The 15,265-nt window shown below is 65.9% G+C and carries 19 protein-coding genes; 13 read left to right on the top strand and 6 right to left on the bottom strand.

Features of this window, described 5'->3' with window-relative positions; all coding sequences use genetic code 11:
* The first annotated feature begins 7 nt into the window (after positions 1-7).
* The 3 genes from mog to OCK02_RS03600 are packed head-to-tail and all read left to right on the top strand — an operon-like array spanning position 8 to position 2,450.
* On the top strand, positions 8-547 hold the full coding sequence (mog, locus tag OCK02_RS03610; RefSeq protein ID WP_263812084.1) for a molybdopterin adenylyltransferase: 540 nt from the start codon (positions 8-10) through the stop codon (positions 545-547).
* 33 nt (positions 548-580) lie between these two features.
* Positions 581-1,252 (top strand): DUF542 domain-containing protein, encoded by a 672-nt coding sequence (locus OCK02_RS03605; protein WP_230802739.1) that lies wholly within the window; start codon positions 581-583, stop codon positions 1,250-1,252.
* A gap of 4 nt (positions 1,253-1,256) precedes the next feature.
* Positions 1,257-2,450: an NnrS family protein gene (locus OCK02_RS03600; RefSeq protein ID WP_263812083.1), complete on the top strand. Its 1,194-nt coding sequence runs from the start codon at positions 1,257-1,259 to the stop codon at positions 2,448-2,450.
* Positions 2,451-2,460: 10 nt separating this feature from the next.
* Here OCK02_RS03600 and OCK02_RS03595 read toward each other — a convergent pair whose 3' ends face one another.
* The 5 genes from OCK02_RS03595 to OCK02_RS03575 all read right to left on the bottom strand — a co-directional run bounded on the left by OCK02_RS03595 (position 2,461) and on the right by OCK02_RS03575 (position 5,888).
* Positions 2,461-3,858 (bottom strand): 4Fe-4S binding protein, encoded by a 1,398-nt coding sequence (locus OCK02_RS03595; protein WP_263812082.1) that lies wholly within the window; start codon positions 3,856-3,858, stop codon positions 2,461-2,463.
* On the bottom strand, positions 3,855-4,688 hold the full coding sequence (locus tag OCK02_RS03590) for an FTR1 family iron permease (protein WP_263812220.1): 834 nt from the start codon (positions 4,686-4,688) through the stop codon (positions 3,855-3,857). The genes OCK02_RS03595 and OCK02_RS03590 overlap by 4 nt, the downstream gene beginning before the upstream one ends.
* Before the next feature lie 34 nt (positions 4,689-4,722).
* On the bottom strand, positions 4,723-5,070 hold the full coding sequence (locus OCK02_RS03585; RefSeq protein ID WP_263812081.1) for a cupredoxin domain-containing protein: 348 nt from the start codon (positions 5,068-5,070) through the stop codon (positions 4,723-4,725).
* A gap of 1 nt (position 5,071) precedes the next feature.
* A complete protein-coding gene (locus OCK02_RS03580; RefSeq protein WP_263812080.1) occupies positions 5,072-5,617 on the bottom strand; it encodes an iron transporter in 546 nt (181 codons plus the stop codon).
* 115 nt (positions 5,618-5,732) lie between these two features.
* Positions 5,733-5,888, bottom strand: a complete 156-nt coding sequence (locus OCK02_RS03575; protein ID WP_230802733.1) for a hypothetical protein — start codon at positions 5,886-5,888, stop codon at positions 5,733-5,735.
* A gap of 123 nt (positions 5,889-6,011) precedes the next feature.
* Between OCK02_RS03575 and OCK02_RS03570 the strand changes: the two genes are divergently transcribed.
* The 10 genes from OCK02_RS03570 (at position 6,012) to OCK02_RS03525 (ending at position 14,461) form a co-directional block, all read left to right on the top strand.
* A complete protein-coding gene (locus tag OCK02_RS03570) occupies positions 6,012-6,563 on the top strand; it encodes a cytochrome c oxidase subunit 3 (RefSeq protein ID WP_263812079.1) in 552 nt (183 codons plus the stop codon).
* A gap of 5 nt (positions 6,564-6,568) precedes the next feature.
* The gene (locus tag OCK02_RS03565; RefSeq protein ID WP_230802731.1) at positions 6,569-6,847 is read left to right on the top strand and encodes a cytochrome C oxidase subunit IV family protein; all 279 of its coding nucleotides are present in this window, start codon (positions 6,569-6,571) and stop codon (positions 6,845-6,847) included.
* Between the two features lie 321 nt (positions 6,848-7,168).
* Entirely contained in the window at positions 7,169-7,621 is a 453-nt protein-coding gene (locus OCK02_RS03560) for a c-type cytochrome (protein ID WP_263812078.1), read from the top strand.
* Positions 7,622-7,642: 21 nt separating this feature from the next.
* Positions 7,643-8,989 (top strand): nitric-oxide reductase large subunit, encoded by a 1,347-nt coding sequence (locus OCK02_RS03555; RefSeq protein ID WP_263812077.1) that lies wholly within the window; start codon positions 7,643-7,645, stop codon positions 8,987-8,989.
* Between the two features lie 61 nt (positions 8,990-9,050).
* Positions 9,051-9,863 (top strand): CbbQ/NirQ/NorQ/GpvN family protein, encoded by an 813-nt coding sequence (locus OCK02_RS03550; RefSeq protein WP_263812076.1) that lies wholly within the window; start codon positions 9,051-9,053, stop codon positions 9,861-9,863.
* Between the two features lie 9 nt (positions 9,864-9,872).
* Positions 9,873-11,771 carry a nitric oxide reductase activation protein NorD gene (locus OCK02_RS03545; RefSeq protein ID WP_263812075.1) on the top strand — a complete coding sequence of 633 codons (1,899 nt, stop codon included), beginning with the start codon at positions 9,873-9,875 and terminating at the stop codon, positions 11,769-11,771.
* A 236-nt stretch (positions 11,772-12,007) separates the two neighbouring features.
* Positions 12,008-12,280: a DUF2249 domain-containing protein gene (locus OCK02_RS03540; RefSeq protein WP_263812074.1), complete on the top strand. Its 273-nt coding sequence runs from the start codon at positions 12,008-12,010 to the stop codon at positions 12,278-12,280.
* A 34-nt stretch (positions 12,281-12,314) separates the two neighbouring features.
* Positions 12,315-13,661 (top strand): hypothetical protein, encoded by a 1,347-nt coding sequence (locus OCK02_RS03535; protein WP_263812073.1) that lies wholly within the window; start codon positions 12,315-12,317, stop codon positions 13,659-13,661.
* Between the two features lie 2 nt (positions 13,662-13,663).
* Complete coding sequence (locus OCK02_RS03530) at positions 13,664-14,176, top strand: DUF2249 domain-containing protein (protein WP_263812072.1); 513 nt, start codon at positions 13,664-13,666, stop codon at positions 14,174-14,176.
* Positions 14,177-14,461, top strand: a complete 285-nt coding sequence (locus tag OCK02_RS03525; protein ID WP_263812071.1) for a metal-sulfur cluster assembly factor — start codon at positions 14,177-14,179, stop codon at positions 14,459-14,461.
* Positions 14,462-14,563: 102 nt separating this feature from the next.
* On the opposite strand, the gene OCK02_RS03520 is transcribed toward OCK02_RS03525, so the two are convergent.
* Entirely contained in the window at positions 14,564-15,259 is a 696-nt protein-coding gene (locus OCK02_RS03520) for a NapC/NirT family cytochrome c (protein ID WP_318530115.1), read from the bottom strand.
* Positions 15,260-15,265 lie beyond the last annotated feature (6 nt).

The following is a 15,265-nucleotide window of genomic DNA, read 5'->3' as shown; positions in this document are numbered from 1 at the left end:
ATCCGCAATGCCGACAGACACAGCGGTCAGGATCGCGATCGTCACGGTCTCCGACCGGGCGAGCCGGGGCGAATATGCCGATCTGGGCGGGCCCGAGGTCGAGGCCTGGCTGCGCTACGCCATCGCAAGCCCCTTCGAGACGGTCCGCCGGCTGATCCCGGACGGGCGGGACTCCGTCCGCACCACGCTGATTTCGCTCTGCGACGAGGAAAAGGCCGATCTCGTGCTGACCACCGGCGGGACCGGTCCCGCGCCGCGCGACGAGACGCCGGACGGCACAAGGGCCGTGCTGGACAGGGAGCTGCCGGGCTTCGGCGAGTTGCTGCGCCAGGCCGGGCTTGCCCAGACGCCGACCGCGATCCTGTCGCGCCAGACCGCAGGCGTGCGCGGCAGCACCCTGATCGTCAACCTGCCGGGACGACCCGCCTCGATCCGGCTGAGCCTCAACGCCGTCTTTCCTTCCATTCCCTATTGCCTGGACCTGATCGGCGCCGGCCGCATCGAGACCGATCCGTCACGCATCGTCAGCTTCAGGCCAAGCCGCTAGCCCGCGGCCCCGACACCCCACAAGGAGACCCCCATGATCGAAATCACCCAGGACAAGACCGTCAGCGCCATCTCGGCGACGCTGCCGGGCGCTGCAGAACTCTTCCGCCGCGCCGGCATCAATTTCTGCTGCGGCGGCAACGTGACTCTGGCCGATGCCGCAACCGAGGCCGGGCTCGATCCCGAAGCGCTGGTCGCCGATCTCCAGGCCCTGCTTGCAGCCGCCGGGCGGGATGCGCCGGAGGAGACGGGGCTTCTGATCGACCACCTGATCAACCGCTACCATCTCGTCCACCGGACCGAACTCGAATGGCTCATCCCGCTCGCCCAGAAGGTCGAGCGCGTCCACGGCGACCGACCGAACGCCCCGAACGGTCTCGCCGACGCCCTGATCGAGCTGCGCGAGGAACTCGAGGGCCATATGCGGCGCGAGGAGCAGATCCTGTTTCCGATGATGAAGCGCGGCGGCAGCGCCACGATCGACCACCCGCTGGCGCAGATGCGCCATGAGCATGGCGACACGGCAAGGCTTCTCGGCCGGATCGAGCACACCACCAACGGCCTGAACCTGCCGCAGGGCGCCTGCGGCTCCTGGACGGCGCTCTATACCGGCCTGCGCAAGTTCTGCGACGACCTGGTGACCCATATGCTGCTGGAAGACTCCGTCCTGTTCCCGCGCTTCGAGCAGAAGGGCGCTTCCGCCTGACGCCGTGCGCCAAGGCCATGGCCAAGGTCGGGGCCGGATAGGTCACCCGTTCTGGCAGGCGCCGCACCGGCCGCTGTTCGCCTTCGCCGGGCTCTGGGCGCTGGTCGCACCGCTGGTCTGGCTTCTCCCGGACGGGATCTCGACCGATCCCGTCGGCTGGCATCTGCACGAGCTGATGTTCGGAATGGGCGGCGCCGCCGTTGGCGGCTATCTGCTGACGGCCCTGCCGGCCTGGACCGGGCGAGGTCCGGTGCCGGCGCGGTTCACGCTGGCGCTGACCGGGTTGTGGATCGCAGGGCGCCTCGCCTTCCGGCTCTCGGACATGCTGCCGCCGACCGCGGTCGCGGCCGCGACATCGGCCTACCTCGCGGTGCTCGGGGCGTACATCCTTCGGGCGCTTCTGCAGTGCCGGCTCTGGTCCAGGCTCTGGGTCGTCGCGGCGATATGCGGATTGCTGCTGGCGGATCTTCTGATCGTCTCCGGCGCGGCCGCCGTTCAGGGACGGACCGGCCTTTGCGGCGTGCTGCTCTTTACCTTGCTGATCAGCGCGATCGGCGGGCGGGCGGTGCCGGCGTTCACGCGCCACTGGCTCGAACGGCGGACGGTGCCGACCGGTCTTTGCGATGGTCGTTGGCTCGGCCGCCTCAGCATCGGAGCGCTTGCCGCCGGCGCTGCGGCGACATTCCTCGATGCGAACGCAGCGGCCGGTGGCCTCCTCGTTCTTTCCGGGACATTGCAGTTCATGCGAACGGCCGGATGGAGGAGCCTTCGTACGCTCCGCTACCCTGCGCTTCTGCTGCTCCATCTGGCCTGGCTCTGGCTCCCGGCCGGCCTGCTGCTCGTCGGCCTGGCGCTGATTCTTCCGCAGGCATTGATGCCGTCTGCTGCGCTGCACGCGCTGACCATGGGCGCCATGGGCACGATGATGCTGGCGATCATGAGCCGCGCCGCCATGGTCCGGCAGGGCGACCGGCTCGTCCTGTCGCCCCCGCTGGCGGCTGCATTCGCGCTGGTCTGGCTCTCGGCCCCGATCAGGATCGCCGCCGGAAGCGTAGCCATGGAACCGCTCATGCCGATGCGGCTTGCATCGCTGTTCTGGATCGTCGGCTGGGTGCTCTTCCTCTGCTCCCATCTCCGGTCGTTGCGGCGACCGGTGCCCCGGCCGGTGCTCAGCGCGCATCGGCGGGCAGCACAATAGGCACGGTCGGTCACCAGACCCAGAAGAACAGGATCCACGACCCGGCCGCAACGGTCCAGGCAAACGCCAGGCAGGCCATCGAACCCACGCGGCGGCCGGGGCTTTCTGTGTAGAGCCCGCCGACGCGCCAGCCGAGACAGGCGCTCCAGGTCGCGGCCAGGAGAAGAAGGCCGGCGCGAGCCTCCGCGACGAAGGGAATGACGATGCCGTCCGACCGCAACTGGGTGACCGTCATGGCGGAGAGCCCGAGAAACAGCCCTGCGCCGGCGAGCGGGATCAGCGTCTGCGTCAGGTGGTGAAAGCGCCGGCCGTCCCACCGGCCGAGGCAGCGGACGGACAGCGCCACCGACAGCGACAGCATGGCCCCCAGGGTTGCCGCGGACGCCAGCATATAGGCGAGCAGAAGCGCGCCATCGACGACCGTCAGGACGTCGTTGCGCTCCGGATAGTTGGTCAGGAGCCACCAGGGCAAGGCCTGTTCGAGCGGAGCCAGCCAGCCGATGTCGATCAGGAACCCGCCCAGCGCCTGTTTGGCAGAAATGAACCACGGGCTCGCGCTCCAGTGGAAGGCGCCGACCGCCAGCCCCAGCAGGCCCGCCAGTATCAGCACCGTCTCGGCCGGCTTCGGCACTGGGCCCGCCACGTGGATGATCTCGTGGTTCGGCGACCGGCGCGCCAGGAAGATGGCGCCGCGAAAGCCGCTGCAGCGGCCGCACATATGACAGTCGCCGGCGCCGCGCATCGTCCTGAGCGGCACGAGCGGCGCACACTCGACCACGCCCGGCTTTTCGCCACGCTGCTGCGACAGCCGCCAGAGAAAGGGATCGGAGCGGAAATGCAGCGGGGCCAGCTTGGCCATCAGCGCGAAGACGCCGCCGACGGGGCAGAGGTAGCGGCACCAAACGCGCTTGTTGCGGCCATAGGCATAGCCCACCACTATCGCCGCGACGGTCGATCCTCCGAGGATGAGCGCTGCCGGCTTCGGATACTGGTAGACGCTCGTCATCTGGCCATAGACGGTAGTGAGAGCGAAGGCCGCCGTCGGCCAGCCGGACCATTGGAGCCATTTCGGGATCGCGCCGCCCCGGCCGTGCCGGCTTGCGAATTCCGAGAGCGAGCCTTCGGGGCAGAGCAGGCCGCACCACATGCGGCCGACCAGGGCGGTGCCGAGGATGACGAAGGGCCACCAGATGCCCCAGAACATCAGTTGCGCGAAACGGGTGAGATTGTTCCAGACAGTGGCGGTTCTGTCCGGCAGCGGCAGGAGCAACGGCACCACGAGCAGGGCCAGATAGAGACCGACCACCACCCATTGGACCATTTGAATGTGACGGCGGTGGCGGAACAGCCAGTCGCCGACACGTCTCCACGGATCTGCCCTCGGCGGCGCCGCCTGGTGCATGTTCATGATGCGACCGCTGTCTTTCGTGGCATCCAGGACCCGAGCAGGCTGACGACGAACCAGTAGCCGCCAAAGACGAGAACGGGCAGCAATTCCGGCCGGGCGCGATAGCCGGCGAGCGTCGCGAGCAGGCCGCCGACACCGCGGGCGTCGTCCAGGAGCCATGACGTATCCCACAGGGGCTGCGACAGCGGCGGCAGGAGATCCAGCGAAATCAGTCGGTCGAGGCCGTTCATCAGCAGCGAACCGGCAAGGATCAGCAACATCGCCTCGCTGAACCGGAAGAACGCCTTCCAGCTCAGGGCGCGGGCACCAAGCTGAAGGGCAACATAGAGGCCGATCGCCGCGGCGAACCCGAGCCCGGCCGCCGCCACCGCCGGCAGATCGATGCCGCGTCCGGACGAGACGAGGATTCCGTAGAGAAAGATCGTGGTCTCGCTGCCCTCGCGCGCGATCGCGATCGCCGGGATCAGCAGCAGTCCCCATCCGTTTGCGGCAGACAGGGCCAGACTGGCGCGACCTTCCAGCGCCCGTCGTGCGCCCGAGCTCTGTCGACGCATCCAGTGGACCATTTGCAGGATCAGGGCCGCGGCAACGAGCACCATCGTCGCCTGGAAATAGTCCTGGCGGTCACCGTCGAGCCATTCGCCGACGAACAGGATGACGCAGGCGATCAGAAGAGCCGCCAGCAATCCGGCGACGATGCCCGCGCACAGCCAGCCCTGCCCCCGCCGCCGCGCCGCCGCCGGCTGTCGCTGCAGCCACGCATGGAGAACGCCGATGACGAGCAGTGCCTCAATGCTCTCGCGCCATACGACGAGGGCAACCTGGATCATGGTGCCTGACATGGATCGGTTCCTTGGTTGGCTATCAGTCCGGCCGGGCAATCAGCCTGGCCGGCGGCATGTCGAGATGGAAATCGTCGAAGAACTCGTACTCGCCCGGATCCAGCCGGCGGATGACGATGAAGCTGGATGCGCCGGGGCCCAGCACCTTCTCCTTGCGGAGCACGATGCTCTCGAACTCCACGGGGCTGTCGCCGATGTTGTGAAGCTCGAGCTTGAAGCGCGTATCGGCGGGCACCACGAGCTCGGACGGCGCGATCGCGCCGTCCTTGAACTCGATGACGAAGACGGGATCGTCTTCGGCGCGGGCAATGCCGACTGCCGCCGCCAAGGGAAGCACGGTCGCGAGAAGAACCGCAACCGACCAGCGCATCTCAGTACGCGCCCTTCTTGCCGGTGCCGGTGAAGGCGAACTCGTAGGAGAGGGTCACCGGTTCGGGCCAGGGGGCGACACCCGTCTCCTTGTCGACATGGCGGCCGAAATGGCCATGGCCTTCGCCGCCGCTGTTGACGACCAGTTCGAGGCGGTACTTGCCGGGCCCCTTGAGCTTGACGTTGTCGCCATAGTGCGGGCCGTCGCTCGCCACCATGGTCATGAGCGTGCCGCTGACCACCTGGCCATCGTCGACCTTGGTGAGCCGGTAATCGATGGACAGGTTCGGCAGCCAGTCGCCTTCGGCAAAGCCGTTCGCATTGTCGGCCGTCGCGTGGATATCGGCCTCGAGATGGATGTCCGTCTCGCTGGCCGGCGCCATCATGCCTTCCGGCTCCATTTCGATCGGCTGGAGATAGACGGCTGCGATCTCCATGCCGCTGACGAGTTGCGGTTCACCGATCGGATATTCCGCGGCGATGGCGGACTGGAGCGACAGGCCGAGGAGGCCGATGCCGGCGAGGGAAAGGGATCGAGATAGGCGCATGAGATGTCCCCGTTAATATGAGATAACGAGTCATGTTTATGCGCAATCATGACGTGCGCTGTTTGCGCTGGAGCAAACAACTTCGATTTTGAGCGTGGACCTGTCGCGGACGTCTCTATTGCTGCACGAACAGCACTGCTGCGATCGCGACGGAAAACACGACGGCGGAGACGGCGCTGTAGCGCTGGAGCACGCCCATCCGATAGAGCGCGATCGCAAAGACGATGATGATCGGCGTGGCCACGAGCAGGCCGGCTTGTGCGTCAGACATTCTGGTAAACCCTGTCAATCGCCCCGATCCTAGCCTTCCCGCCAGCTCCGTCTTTGCGAAAGCGCAAAGAACGGCCGTGGTGGAGATGCCAAGCATTCTGCCGGACAGAGATGGAGATGCAGAATGACCATGGCGCCGCTATCACAGGACGAGGCGTCCGACGAGGGAGGCGACCTGCTTCTGTGGGTTCTCGTCTTCAGCGAACTGGCCGCCTTCGGCATTCTCCTCGGCGGCTTCCTCGTCATGTCCGTGCTTAATCCGGAGAGCTTCGGCGCGGCAAAACTTCATCTGTCGGCGCGCATCGCCGGCTTCAACACGGTCGTGCTGCTGGCCAGCGGCTGGCAGGCGGCGCTGGCGGCCCGCGTCGGCGCCAGCATCATGCAGCAGCGCATCGCGCTGCTTCTCGCCGCAGCACTGGGCTTCGTCTTCGTCGGGCTGAAGCTCTTCGAATACAGCACCGAACTGAGCTACGCGGGCGACGCGACGTTTGCGGCCTTCTTCGAGCTCTATTTCATGATCACCGGCTTTCACCTGGCGCATGTCGCCTTTGTCGCCGGCCTGTTCGTCATCGTCGCCAGACGGCCGTCGCGATCCAACATCGTCATGCTGACGAACGTCTGGCACGTGATCGACATCGTCTGGCTCGTCATGTTCCCACTGATCTATTTCGGGTGAGGCCAATGGACCCCAAGACCTCCGGCTCGCTGTTTGCGAGCACCAACTGGATTTTGATGATGGGCGTCGTGTCGGGCGTCATCTCGGCGCAATGGAAGCACGAGGCGCTGCCGGTCGCAGCCCTGGTCTCGATCCTGGCCCTGACGGTCTTCAAGGCCCGTCTCATCATCCTCGATTTCATGCATCTGCGCGAGCGTCCGGCGCTGGCGGCGGCGCTGCTCGCCTGGCCGATCCTGTTCTGCATCGCCATCCTGGCAAGGATCGCAGCGCCCGGCCTGTTCTAAAGCATTGCCGGCGATTATTGAATCGCCGACTATGCTCTATCTTCTTGGTTTTACGCAATTCTAGACGCAAAACCGGTTCCCACTTTTGCTGGAATTGCTCTAGCCCGGGCGAGGGCCGGCCGCCTTGCAGGCGTGTCAGTCCGCCGCACCCGGGGGCTTTCGCCCTCCACCGCGTTCTTGTTTGCAAAATCACAAAGAAGGGCGGCCGGAAAGACCTCAATAAACTGAAGGTCGTATGCGCCACATCGCGCCCGGTTGCCGCGAACATCCTCGCGGCAAAGCCGAGGACCGGTGCGGCCTCCAATGCAAGGGGACCTCGGAATGGCTGAACGCCTGACAAAGACAGGAGCCCGAAACGTCTTTTACGGCGGTTCGGCGTTCTTCTTCGCAATCTTCATCGGGCTCACCGCCCATAGCCACTACTACATACGCACGACATCCACGGACGAGACGACGCTGACGAGTTCCGTCGCCCGCGGCAAGCACGTGTGGGAAAAGAACTCCTGTATCAATTGCCACACGCTGCTCGGCGAGGGGGCCTACTTCGCGCCCGAACTCGGCAACGTGTGGAAGCGCTGGGGCGGAGACACCGACCCGGAGGGCGCCCGCGATACACTCAAGGGCTGGATGGCCGCACAGCCGTCCGGCATCGAGGGCCGGCGCCAGATGCCCCAGTTCAACCTCACCGAGCAGGAACTGAACGATCTGGCGGACTTCCTCGAATGGACGAGCCGCATCAAGACGCAGAACTGGCCGCCGAACGACGCCGGTTGAGCAGGGGAAAGGAACGCTGACATGAAATATCAAACCCAGAAGGTCGCGATGCTGTACTTCTACGGCGCGCTCGGCCTGTTTCTCGCCCAGGTCCTGTTCGGTGTGCTCGCGGGGACGATCTACGTCCTGCCGAACACTGTGTCCGAACTCCTGCCCTTCAACATCGTCCGCATGATCCATACCAATGCCCTGATCGTCTGGCTGCTGATGGGCTTCATGGGGGCGACCTACTATCTGCTTCCCGAGGAAGCGGAGACCGAACTCTACAGCACCAGGATCGCCGTGGTGCAGTTCTGGCTCTTCCTCGTCGCCGCCGCGATCGCCGTCGTCGGCTACATGTTCCACATCCACGAGGGCCGCGAATTCCTGGAACAGCCCTTCGCTATCAAGGTCGGCATCGTCATCGTCGCGCTGATGTTCCTCTACAACGTGACGCTGACGATCCTCAAAGGCCGCAAGACCGTCGTGACCAACATCCTGGTCTTCGGGCTCTGGGGTGTGGCGATCTTCTTCCTGTTCGCCTTCTACAACCCGACGAACCTCACGCTCGACAAGATGTACTGGTGGTACGTCGTCCATCTGTGGGTCGAAGGCGTGTGGGAACTGATCATGGCCTCGATCCTCGCCTTCCTGATGATCAAGCTGAACGGCATCGACCGCGAGGTCGTCGAGAAGTGGCTCTACGTGATCGTCGGCCTGGCGCTGTTCTCGGGCATCCTCGGCACCGGCCACCACTATTACTGGATCGGCGCCCCGGGCTACTGGCAGTGGATCGGCTCGCTCTTCTCCACGCTCGAGGTCGCCCCCTTCTTCACCATGGTCGTCTTCACCTTCGTGATGACCTGGAAGGCGGGCCGCAAGCATCCGAACCGCGCAGCGCTGCTGTGGTCGATCGGCTGCTCGGTCATGGCGTTCTTCGGCGCCGGCGTCTGGGGCTTCCTGCACACCCTGTCGTCGGTGAACTACTACACCCACGGCACCCAGGTCACCGCAGCCCATGGCCACCTCGCCTTCTTCGGCGCCTATGTGATGCTGAACCTCGCCATCATGGCCTATGCGGTCCCGGAGATCCGCGGCCGCGCGCCCTATAACCAGTGGCTCTCGATCGCGAGCTTCTGGATCATGTGCACGGCCATGTCGGTGATGACCTTCGCGCTGACCTTTGCCGGCGTGCTGCAGGTCCATCTCCAGCGCGTGCTCGGTGAAGGCTACATGGACGTTCAGGACCAGCTGGCGATGTTCTACTGGATCCGGCTCGGCTCCGGCGTGTTCGTCCTGATCTCGGCACTGATGTTCCTCTGGGCGCTGTTCGTGCCGGGCAAGGAGCGCAAGCCCAGCCTCTCCGCAACGGTCCAGCCGGCCGAATGAAGGACGCGGCTCCGGCGCCTGCCGGAGCCGCGTTCCCCCTCTCCATCGAAGGAATCCCGTCATGACTGTACTGACTTCGACCCCGTTTCAGGCCCGGCCGGACATTCCGCCCTACGTTCCCCAGGGCAACGAATGCCAGTTGTTCGAGACCGCGCTCGTCAGGCAACTGCCGCTCCTGCTCAAGGGACCGACCGGCTGCGGCAAGACCCGTTTCGTCAGCCATATGGCGGCCCGGCTCGGCCTGTCGCTGACGACCGTTTCCTGCCATGACGACCTCGCCGCTGCAGACCTGACTGGCCGCTATCTTCTCAAAGGCGGCGATACGGTTTGGGTCGACGGCCCGCTGACCCGGGCGGTGCGCTCGGGCGGGGTATGCTACCTCGACGAGATCGTCGAAGCCCGCAAGGACGTGGCCGTCGTCCTGCACCCACTGACCGACGACCGCCGCATCCTGCCGCTGGAGCGGACCGGCGAGATCCTGGATGCGCCGCCGGGCTTCATGCTCGTCGTCTCCTACAATCCGGGCTACCAGAACATCCTCAAGGCCCTGAAACCCTCGACCAAGCAGCGCTTCGTCGCGATCGAGTTCGACTTCCTGCCGAAGGAACAGGAGATCGCCGTCGTCTCGACCGAAAGCGGGCTCGAGGCGGCAAAGGTCGCCCCGCTCGTCGAGCTGGCCCACCGCCTGCGCGCGATGAAGGGGCACGATCTCGAGGAAGGTGTCTCCACGCGCCTGCTCGTCTATTGCGCCTGCCTGATCGACAGCGGAATGCCGGCCAGGGAGGCCGTGCTTGCCGCCCTGATCGAGCCCCTGACCGACGAGCCGGACGTCCGCGCCGCGTTGCGGGAAGTCGCCCAGGCCGTGATCGCCTAGGAGGCCATCATGCTCGATTTTCTCGAACTGGAAGAGACGGTCGGCAAGTTCTGGCATCGGCTGGTGGGATCGACCGCCAGCATGCCGCGCTATCCCGACCATGCCGTATCTTTCGAGGAACTGAAGCCGATCCTCGGTTCCTGCTTCAGGGGGTTCGGCGGCGCGCCCGCGGTCCAGCTGACCCCGGCGCATGCGAAGACGTCGCGGCACCGGCTGCGCCTGCGGCAACTGGTCGGGCTCGGGGAGGAGAAGGTGGCGGGCGCCACCCGCGACCTCGCCACCGCGATGCTCCCGCCGGTGATCGACCACTTCCCGGACCGGCAGCTCAACCGCGACCTCTACATCTGGCTCGCCGCGGCCATGGCGCTGATGGAGCTGGAGGCGCCGGACGGAACGGACCCGCTCAGGCGGGACCTTCGCCGGATCGAGACCGCGCAGGCAACCGTCCTGCGCGTGATCGCCGCATTCCCGGGTCTCGGCGCGACCTACCGCCGCCTTTGCGCCGCGACGCTCGCGGAGCGAGCCCGCGGCATCCTGCCGGCGGTCGAGCAACTCGTTGAAAACCGCATCCTTGGGCTTCTGAAGACGGGAGCGGGCCTCAAGGACGACACGCCGCCGGCGATCTTCCCGCACCATGCGCCCGCCGGTTACCAGCCGATGATGGGCGTGCCGCTCTGGCCCGAATTCCATGTCCGCTCCGAAACCGATACGACGATCGAGAATGCGGCGCGGGACGGCACGCAGGACCAGGGGCTCGCCGGCAATGCGCGCTACCTGGCGACGCGGCAGGCCAGAGACGAGCGCAAGGGCGAGCGCAGCCCCTTCATCCTCAACCGTTTCGAGAAGATCCTGGCGATGGCCGAGATGGTCAATGTCGACCGGCCGACGGACGACAACGAGGACAGCGACAGCAAGGCGGCCGACGACCTGGACGAGATGAAGCTCGGCCAGCGGCGGGAACGGCCGTCTTCGAAATTCCGGTTCGATCTCGATCTGCCGCCGGAGATGATCGACCTGTCGGAGATCGCAGCCGAGATCAGCTATCCGGAATGGGACTACCGCAAGGGGCGCTATCTGGAGAACTACACCAGCGTTCTTGCGACGCCGGCCGAAGCTCTCGGCGAAAGAGGCGTTCTCGACAACGAGACTCGCTCGCTCGTGCGCAAGGTGCGTCGCCAGTTCGAGGTCCTGCGGCCGCGCCATGAACTGCTGAAGGCCCAGCTGGACGGGTCGGAGCTCGACCTCGACGCCGTCATCCGCTCGCGGGCGGACCTTGCCGCAGGCGGCCAGGGCAGCGACCGGATCCACCTGATGAGCCGGCCGCTCGCCCCCGATCTCGCGACCACGATCCTGGTCGACGTCTCGCTCTCGACCGACGCCTGGGTGGACAATCGCCGCGTGCTGGACGTCGAGAAGGAGGCCCTGCTGGTGCTGGCGCACGGCCTTGCCGCCTGCGGCAGCATGCATTCGATCCTCACGTTCACGTCGCGCCGCCGGTCGTGGGTGCGGATCGAGACGGTGAAGGGCTTCGACGAGACGATGAGCCGTGCGACGGAGGATCGCATCGCCGGCTTGAAGCCCGGCTACTATACCCGGATGGGCGCCGCCATCCGCCACGCCGCCGCCGGCCTGCAGAAGCAGCCGAGCCGGAAGAAGCTGCTGCTGGTCCTCACCGACGGCAAGCCGAACGACATCGACCATTACGAGGGGCGGTTCGCGCTGGAAGACACGCGCAAGGCCGTGCAGGAGGCCAGGCGGGCGGGAACAAACGTCTTTGCCGTCACGGTGGACCGGGACGCCAACAACTACCTTCCGACGCTCTTCGGCAGGAACGGCTACGCGCTTGTCGGCGACATCTCCAAGCTGCCGGTGGCGCTGCCCACGATCTATCGCGGATTGACAGCTTAGGGGGCGAAAATCCGCGATGATGAGCGACGAGGTCGGTCGCTCGGGGGCCCGGCATCAGGCGGAGTGCCGGGCCCTCTCCATTTCCGACAGGGTTCAACGACCCTCGTTCAGTCTCCATTTCGTCATCTTGTTTGCCCGGCGACAAAAAGGTGCGGGCGGTGGGCCGGTAGTCTCGAAGGATCGGGGGCGCACCGGCCCGGCCTCCGAGTTCCGGATCGGGGCCGATGGAAAACAACATGTCGAATTCCGAGAACATACCGCTGATCGATGTCAGGACGATTGCTCCGCCGGAGCGCCATCCGAGGATCTTCGGGATACTGACCGCGCTTGCGCCCGGCGGCATGATGCACGTCGCCAGCGATCACGACCCGCGGCCGCTGCACTACCAGATAGAGACCCGCTATCCCGAGCAGTTCGAGTGGACCTATCTCGAGCAGGGCCCGGCCGTCTGGCGGGTTTCGATCAGGAGGCACGACAGTTCGGGTTGCGACTGCTGCTGCGGTCACTGAACGAAAGAGACCCTGCCCTGCCGAGGTGATGACGATGCCTGGTGCCACGCTTTCCAGATGGACGATGTCCTACTTCGCCGCAGCGCTGGTGTTCCTGCTTTGCGGTGAGGTCCTGCTGGCGGCGGGCTTCGGCTATCCGGTGCTGGCGGTCGAGGCGCCCGAGACGCTGGTGATCGTCCACACGCTCGCAATCGGATGGCTCGGGCTCCTCTTTTCCGGCGCGCTTCTGCAGTTTGTCCCCGTCCTGGTGGCCAAGCCGTTGAAGGCGCCGTACCTGGCGCTGCCGGCGCTGATCCTGATCGTCTGCGGGCTGCTGGTCCTGCTTTCGGGGTTCCTCGGCCTCAGCGGCCGCCTGCCCGTCCCGCCCCTCGCCCTGCCCGTCGGCGGTGTCCTGCTTGCCCTCGGCTTTGCCGCGCTGGCTGCGAGCCTCGCCGCCACGATATGGTCGGCGCGGCCGCTGGCGCTTCCCGGCCGCTTCGTCCTGACCGGGCTCGTCGCCATGGGGCTGACCGTGGCACTGGGGCTGTGCTTCACCCTGGGCCTGTCGGGGTTCGTGGAGGAGATCCACGCGCTCAACCTCCTGGCCGGCGGCGTCGGGCTGCATGCGACGATGGGACTGTTCGGCTGGATGACGATCACCGCGATCGGCGTATCCTACCGGCTGCTGTCGATGTTCCTGCTGTCGCCGGAGCACGACCGCGGCACGTCGCGGATCGTGCTCGTCGCCGGCATCGCGGCGATCCTGCTGCTTGCCGTGCAGATCGCGATGACGGCCATCGGGATCGACGGCGTCTGGCCCGTCGCCGGGGCGAGCGTCATCGGCTTCGTCGGCCTCGGCCTCTACGCATTCGACGTCGTGGCCATCTTTCGCCAGCGCCGGCGCAAGACGGCCGAGCTGAACACGCTCCTGAGCATCGCAGCCGTGGTCTTCCTGATGGTCTCGGTCGTTCTGTTCACGGCATCCTTGCTCACAGGAACGCTCGCAGACAACGCCGCAATCCTGGTCTGGCTCACGGGCATGGGGTGGCTGACCTGCCTGGGCCTCGGACAGCTCTACAAGATCATCCCCTTCCTGACCTGGCTCGAATGCTACGGGCCGGTGCTCGGCAAGACCGCCGTTCCCCGCGTGCAGGACCTCGTCGACGAGCGCCGGGCGATCTGGTGGTTCGGTCTCTACATCGTGACGGTCGGCGTTTGCGCGCTGGCGCTGTTCCTCCACGATCGTCAGGTGTTTACGGCGGCCGGCGTTCTGCAGATACTGGCGACGCTCGGGCTGATCGCGGAGTTCGTCAGGGCCCGCCGGCTCTCCTGCGCGCCGCCTGACATACGGCTGCCTTCGGGCGTATTGCCCCCTCATCTCTTCCTCACGCACCGGAGATAAAAATGAACGAAGATTTTGCGGAACTGGACGTCCGTCCGATGCTGGAAAACGGCGGCGAGCCCTTCCAGGCCATCATGAGCGCCGTGGATGCCTTGCGCCCCGGACAGGGTCTCAAGCTTCTCGCCCCCTTCCGTCCCCAGCCGCTCTACGGCGTGATGTCCAACAGGGGGTTCGACCACGAGGTGATCGAGACGGAGGGCGGGGATTTCGAGATCCGCTTCACGCCCAAGGCCCTGCCCGAAGTCCAGCTCTCCACGGATGCCGGCGAGCCCGAGCTCTGGGCGGATCCCGTCGTGGAGCTCGACCTCACCGATCTTCTGCCGCCCGAACCGATGGTGCGGATCCTCTCGGAAGCCGAGAAGCTGGACGAGGGCGAGGTCATCTTCGCCCTGCTCTCGCGCGAGCCGCTGCTGCTCTTTCCGGAGCTTGCCAAGCGCGGCCATCAATGGGTCGGCAACTTCGACGAGGCGCGGACGACCTATCGGATCATGATCCGCGTCGGGAAGGCAAAGTAGATGTCGAACGACGCCCTCGCCCGGCGCATCCGCGAAGCGCTGACAATCGTCATCGATCCCGAATTGGGAAAGAACGTCGTGGATATGGGCCTGATCTATTCGATCGACTGCGACGACGACGGAACGGTCGCCATCGCGATGACGACCACGACGCGCGGCTGCCCGGCGGCCGCATTCCTGACCGACGCGGTGCGGGATTGCGCCGCAGGGGTCGAAGGCGCCCGCGACGTCGACGTCACCCTGACCTACGACCCGCCCTGGACACCCGACAGGATGGCAAGCTGAGGCCGGCCATCGGGCCTGCAATCGAGGAAGGGCGGGACCGTTGGCGCGGTCTCGCCCTTTCTTCTGGTCTGTTCGGCCCCGCAAGCACGGGAGGCGCCTTCGTCAGAAGGCCTCTGCGTGCAGTTCGTTGATGGCGCGGCTGAGGTCGTCGATCGGAGTCATGTTCGACGCCCGGTTGCCTTCCAGTTCCGCGGGCATCTTCCAGCCGGGATCGACACCCTGCATGTTGGGCAGTTCATGCGCGATGCCCTTGTGGCAATCGATGCAGGTCGCCTTGCCGGGAAGCAGGTAGCGCGTGTGGATCTCGGCCGCCCGCTGCGTCTGCTTCTGCAGGTCCATGGCCACCGACGAATGGCAATTGCGGCATTCGAGGCTGTCGTTGGCCTTCAGGCGCGCCCATTCGTGCTGCGCCAACTCCAGCCGGTGTGCCAGAAATTTCGGCCGTGTGTTGATGGTGCCGAAGATCTTGCCCCACACCTCCTTCGACGCCTGCATCTTGCGGGCGATCTTGTCGGTCCACTGGTGGGGAACGTGGCAATCCGGGCAGGAGGCGCGCACGCCGGAGCGGTTGGAGAAATGGATCGTTCGCGTCAACTCCTGATAGACGTTGTCGCGCATCTCGTGGCAGGAGGTGCAGAACTGCTCGGTGTTGGTCAGTTCCAGCGCCGTGTTGAACGCGCCCCAGAACATCACGCCGCCGACGAAGCCGCCAAGGGTGAGGAAGCCGAGCCCCAGCGTGCCGGCCGGGGTGGCGATGATCTTCCAGGCCCAGAGGATGACGCCCTTTATCCATTTGATCATGGC

Source organism: Rhizobium sp. TRM96647, from assembly GCF_025780115.1.
Lineage (GTDB): Bacteria > Pseudomonadota > Alphaproteobacteria > Rhizobiales > Rhizobiaceae > Mycoplana.
This window is presented reverse-complemented; position numbering and strand designations above follow the sequence as displayed.

Excerpts from the sequence above, each read along its gene's own strand:
- mog (WP_263812084.1), top strand. The coding sequence starts at position 8 with ATGCCGACAGACACAGCGGTCAGGATCGCGATCGTCACGGTCTCCGAC.
- OCK02_RS03575 (WP_230802733.1), bottom strand. The coding sequence starts at position 5,888 with ATGTCTGACGCACAAGCCGGCCTGCTCGTGGCCACGCCGATCATCATC.
- OCK02_RS03550 (WP_263812076.1), top strand. The coding sequence starts at position 9,051 with ATGACTGTACTGACTTCGACCCCGTTTCAGGCCCGGCCGGACATTCCG.
- OCK02_RS03565 (WP_230802731.1), top strand. The coding sequence starts at position 6,569 with ATGGACCCCAAGACCTCCGGCTCGCTGTTTGCGAGCACCAACTGGATT.
- OCK02_RS03555 (WP_263812077.1), top strand. The coding sequence starts at position 7,643 with ATGAAATATCAAACCCAGAAGGTCGCGATGCTGTACTTCTACGGCGCG.
- OCK02_RS03585 (WP_263812081.1), bottom strand. The coding sequence starts at position 5,070 with ATGCGCTGGTCGGTTGCGGTTCTTCTCGCGACCGTGCTTCCCTTGGCG.
- OCK02_RS03570 (WP_263812079.1), top strand. The coding sequence starts at position 6,012 with ATGACCATGGCGCCGCTATCACAGGACGAGGCGTCCGACGAGGGAGGC.
- OCK02_RS03580 (WP_263812080.1), bottom strand. The coding sequence starts at position 5,617 with ATGCGCCTATCTCGATCCCTTTCCCTCGCCGGCATCGGCCTCCTCGGC.
- OCK02_RS03535 (WP_263812073.1), top strand. The coding sequence starts at position 12,315 with ATGCCTGGTGCCACGCTTTCCAGATGGACGATGTCCTACTTCGCCGCA.
- OCK02_RS03530 (WP_263812072.1), top strand. The coding sequence starts at position 13,664 with ATGAACGAAGATTTTGCGGAACTGGACGTCCGTCCGATGCTGGAAAAC.
- OCK02_RS03540 (WP_263812074.1), top strand. The coding sequence starts at position 12,008 with ATGTCGAATTCCGAGAACATACCGCTGATCGATGTCAGGACGATTGCT.
- OCK02_RS03525 (WP_263812071.1), top strand. The coding sequence starts at position 14,177 with ATGTCGAACGACGCCCTCGCCCGGCGCATCCGCGAAGCGCTGACAATC.
- OCK02_RS03595 (WP_263812082.1), bottom strand. The coding sequence starts at position 3,858 with ATGAACATGCACCAGGCGGCGCCGCCGAGGGCAGATCCGTGGAGACGT.
- OCK02_RS03590 (WP_263812220.1), bottom strand. The coding sequence starts at position 4,688 with ATGATCCAGGTTGCCCTCGTCGTATGGCGCGAGAGCATTGAGGCACTG.
- OCK02_RS03605 (WP_230802739.1), top strand. The coding sequence starts at position 581 with ATGATCGAAATCACCCAGGACAAGACCGTCAGCGCCATCTCGGCGACG.
- OCK02_RS03545 (WP_263812075.1), top strand. The coding sequence starts at position 9,873 with ATGCTCGATTTTCTCGAACTGGAAGAGACGGTCGGCAAGTTCTGGCAT.
- OCK02_RS03560 (WP_263812078.1), top strand. The coding sequence starts at position 7,169 with ATGGCTGAACGCCTGACAAAGACAGGAGCCCGAAACGTCTTTTACGGC.